General features: G+C 73.2%; 4 protein-coding genes. 1 reads left to right on the forward strand and 3 read right to left on the reverse strand.

Features of this window, described 5'->3' with window-relative positions:
- Positions 1–174 precede the first annotated feature (174 nt).
- On the forward strand, positions 175–1,230 hold the full coding sequence (locus tag AB0D32_RS13485) for an NAD(P)/FAD-dependent oxidoreductase (RefSeq protein WP_357088968.1): 1,056 nt from the start codon (positions 175–177) through the stop codon (positions 1,228–1,230).
- A gap of 60 nt (positions 1,231–1,290) precedes the next feature.
- Here AB0D32_RS13485 and AB0D32_RS13490 read toward each other — a convergent pair whose 3' ends face one another.
- The 3 genes from AB0D32_RS13490 to AB0D32_RS13500 are packed head-to-tail and all read right to left on the reverse strand — an operon-like array spanning position 1,291 to position 3,915.
- A complete protein-coding gene (locus tag AB0D32_RS13490; RefSeq protein WP_357088970.1) occupies positions 1,291–2,166 on the reverse strand; it encodes a TauD/TfdA family dioxygenase in 876 nt (291 codons plus the stop codon).
- Between the two features lie 23 nt (positions 2,167–2,189).
- Complete coding sequence (locus tag AB0D32_RS13495; RefSeq protein WP_357088973.1) at positions 2,190–2,885, reverse strand: hypothetical protein; 696 nt, start codon at positions 2,883–2,885, stop codon at positions 2,190–2,192.
- Positions 2,830–3,915 (reverse strand): GSCFA domain-containing protein, encoded by a 1,086-nt coding sequence (locus AB0D32_RS13500; RefSeq protein ID WP_357088976.1) that lies wholly within the window; start codon positions 3,913–3,915, stop codon positions 2,830–2,832. The genes AB0D32_RS13495 and AB0D32_RS13500 overlap by 56 nt, the downstream gene beginning before the upstream one ends.
- Positions 3,916–3,985: the final 70 nt, after the last annotated feature.

Below are 3,985 nucleotides of genomic sequence, written 5' to 3' on the forward strand. Positions count from 1 at the left end.
CCTTCCGGCGGTCTCCATCCGTCGCGACGTGCTCCGGGGATCCGTCGTGCGAATCCGGCCCCCGGCGGCCGGGCTGCTCCCTTCCCCGGGCCGATCACGGATGGGAGACTGAGTCGTGCCGCGTGACGACGTCGGGAGCCCGCCGGAGCACCACCGCGCCGGGCCGGTCCCGGCATGATCGGCGGCCACTGGGAGGTCGTCGTGGTCGGCGGCCGGATCGCGGGGGCGTCCACCGCCTGGGCCCTCGCGCCGTACGCGGAGCGGATCCTCGTCCTGGACGCCTCGCGGGCCACCACGTTCTGGCCGCAGCAGGCCACCTGGGACCGCTCCGGAAACCTCGCCTGGGCCGAGCTCGGCCTGCTGGAGACGGTCCTGGCCTGTGGCGCCCCGCGCACCTACGGCGACACCCAGCGCATCGGCCAGGACGTCGTCGAGCGGGTCTACCCGCGCGAGGACGCGTACTCGTACCGGATGAGCGTGCCGCGTGAGGTGTTGGATCCGGCGCTGCTGGCCGCGGCGCGCAGCCGGGGCAACGTCACCGTGCTGCGCCCGGCCCGGGTACGCGATATCACGATCGACGCCGGTCGGGTACGCGGGGCGACCGTCCGGCACGGCACCCTCGACAGCGAGATCACCTGTGACCTGCTGGTGCTGGCGGACGGCCGGCTGTCGCGCAACGCGGAACGCGTGGGTGCGACCGCCTACCGGGTCGTCGAGTCACCGTGGTTCGCGTTGCTGGCGTACTACGAGAACCTGCCGCTGCCCACCGACCGCTCCTACTTCTCGTTGCAGGACCGCAGCGTGCTCATCTCGACGCCGTGCGGCGACAAGCAGTGGTGCGTCGCGGTGGACCTGCACCAGAGCCTGATCGACGAATCCGGCCGGCACCCGGCGCGCTCGTTCGAGCGGATGGTGCGCGACGATCCGCACCTCGGCCCGGCCGTTGCCGCCGGCCGGCGGACCACGCCGATCGGCGGTGCCGGCCGGATGCGGATGCTGCGCCGGCCGATGAGCGGGCCGGGCTGGTGCCTGGTCGGCGACGCCGGCTACCACCTGGACCCGGTCACCGCCCAGGGCACCCGGGCCGCCGTGGTCACGGCCCGCATCCTGCGGGACCGGGTCGCCGGCGCCGGCCGTGTCGCGGGCGCGGACCTGGCCGGCCTGACGGACGAACGGGACGCCGCCCTCGACGCGGACTGGGCCTACACCGAGCAGATCGTGCGAGCCTGACCGCCTGACCGCCTGACCGGGGCGGCCGGCGGTGTGGCCGGCCGCGATCCGGCCGTCCGGTCACCCGGTCGGCCGGCTGCCGTTGATGGTCACCCGCTGGCCGTAGCGGGAGTGCGGGTAGTAGTCCCACACGGCGTGGTGCTGGGTGCAGCGGTTGTCCCAGAACACCAGCGTGTTCGGCGTCCAGCGGACCCGGCAGCTCAGGATCGGCTGCTGGGCGACCCAACCGAAGAGCATGTCCAGCAGCGCCCGGCTCTCCGGCCGGGAGAGCTGCACGATGTGCGAGGTGAAACCGGCGTTGACGAAGAGCAGCCGCCGGCCGGTCTCCGGGTGGCGTACGACGACCGGGTGCTCGCTCTTCGGCACGACGTACTCCGGCGGCGGGGTGTGACCCTGCCACGGGATCAGGCCGTCGTGGATCGCGGTCAGGCCGTCGAGGAAGGTCCGCATCGGTGGGGAGAGCATCTCGTACGCCAGGTGCATGTTCGCCCAGAGCGTGTCGCCGCCGACGCCGATCTCCGGGGTCCTGGTGACGTAGAGCATGGAGCCCAGCGACGGCTCGGCCTCGGCGGTGCCGTCGGTGTGCCAGTCCTCGCCGGCCACGAACCGCGATTCCCGGCCGGCGGCGATCTCCAGGATGGCGGGGTCGCCGCCGTCGAGGTCGGCCAGGGGCTGGCGGCGCAACTCGCCGAAGTGGCCGGCGAAGCGCTTGTGGTCCTCGGCGGAGATCACCTGGTCGCGGAAGACCAGCACGTGGTGGTCGAGGAAGGCGTGCCTGACCTCGGCCAGTTGCTTGTCCGACAGTTCCGTGGCGAGGTCGAGGCCGGAGACCTCCGCGCCGATGACCGGTGAGATCGGACGGACGGTGATGGTGTCGTAGGCCTCCGGCGGGCGGGTGGTCACCCGTTCGACGGCGGCAAGGACGTGCTCTTCCATCTCGTTCCCTCCTGGGTTCGGTGTCACAGTCCCCGCGCCAGCAGGTCGGCCACGATCAGCCGGCCGAAGGCGAGGTTGCCGTGGATCGGGTCGTCCGGCTCGCAGAACGCGGCCCGCTGCCGGCCCGTCCCGTCGGTGACCCGGGACCGCAGATCCACGATCTCCACGCCGAGCGCGACGAGCGCGCGGCGGATCGTCTCCTGGGCCGCCATGAAGACCAGCGGGTCGGACATGCCCGGCACCCGTTGCGGTGGCAGCACCGCGAGGACGCGCAGCCCCATGCCGAGGGCGTGGCGGTAGAAGGCCAGGGCGTCGCGGGCCATCGCGCGCACGATGTCGTCGAAGAGCCCGCTGGCGAGGAAACCCGCCGGGAAGGCGCCGTCGCCCGCCCGGTAGATCCGCCAGTTCTCGGTGGTGGCGAAGAAGTGGGCGCTGAGGCCGAACGTCGAGACCAGCGGGACGGCGAGCCGGCCGAGGTCCGCCACGCCCAGGTCGGCCAGGAAGCCGCGGTGGCGTTCCTCCACCGCCGCGTCCCGGAACACCAGGCCGTCGTCGCGTACGTCGAAGAAGCCGACGTTGAAGTCACGCCCCGAGCCGACCGGCCCACCGGCGAAGGGGAGACCGGCCGCCGTCGCCGCGCGGGCGATCGGTCCCGCGTGCGAGTCACCCAGCAGCAGGAATCTGGCCGGCGCGGTACCGGTCGAGGACGGCGTCGTCACAGTGGAGGTCACCTCCGTCGGCGGCGTCGGCGAAACGGTCGGGCGTCGTCGCGGTGGGATCCGCCGCCCGGGCCGCGGCGGATCCCCGGGCGAGGGCGTCGAAGAAGTGCCGCATGACGAAGGCGACCCCCTCCGGTGTGACGGCGCGCAGGTTCGGCGCGAAGAAGACCCCCCGGAACGGGAAGCCGGTGATCAGCTCGTACGAGGGGAAGTAGTCGACGTGGTCGTGTTCCTGGGCCAGTTGGCCCGCCGCGGCCCGCAGCACCGACTTGGAGTACGTGGTGGCGGTCAGCGCGTGTGCCCCGGTCGCCGTCGCGGTGAGCGGCACCGGCGAGACGGTCAGCAGGACGTTCAGCCGGGGATTGGCGGCACGCAGCAGCGCGACGGCGGCGGAGAGGTCCCGGTGCACCTCGGCCACCGTGAAGTTGTGGAAGACGTGCCGCCCGGCGTCGAAGTCGCCCCGGACGGTGCCCGGGCAGACCGGGTGGACGGTGCCGGTGACCCGGTCCCGCCACGCCTCGGTGAGGCCGAGGGTGAAGATGAGGCAACCCGCCTCGGCGATCGCCGCCCGGATCGCCGCCAGGGTGGACCGGCGGGCGGCCAGCGTCGCCTCGGCCGAGGCGTACCCGTCGGGTTCGACCGACGGCCGGTACGGGTCGAAGAACCGGTCACCCTCGCGCCAGACCTCGTCGGGCCCGGTGTCGTCCGTCAGCGCCCAGGCCAGCCACTGCCGCAGGGTGGCGGCGGTGTAGATGGTGCCGGTGCGGAAGGAGAACGCGCCGTAGTGGCGGGCCCGCCGTTCGGCCTCGGTCAGCCCGGGCGGGGGCAACTCGACCTCGCGCCAGTTCATGCCCTCGTCGAGCAGGGCGGGACCGAGGTGGCGGGCGAAGCAGGAGCCGGCGGTGAGGACCGGATCGTCCGGGGCGATGCCGAACTTCGGCGTCCACACCTCACCGATGGCCAACATCTCCGGCTCGGCCACCGCGCTGCGCCAGAACGACCGCGACGGCAGCGACTGGTAGGGGTTCATCGCACGGCCCCCGGATCGACGGCCGGTGTGGCAGCCACCTCGCGGGCCCGGCAGGTCCAGCGTCGCACGG

Origin of the sequence: Micromonospora sp. NPDC048170 (assembly GCF_040652795.1) — a bacterium.
In the GTDB taxonomy this organism is placed as follows: domain Bacteria; phylum Actinomycetota; class Actinomycetes; order Mycobacteriales; family Micromonosporaceae; genus Micromonospora.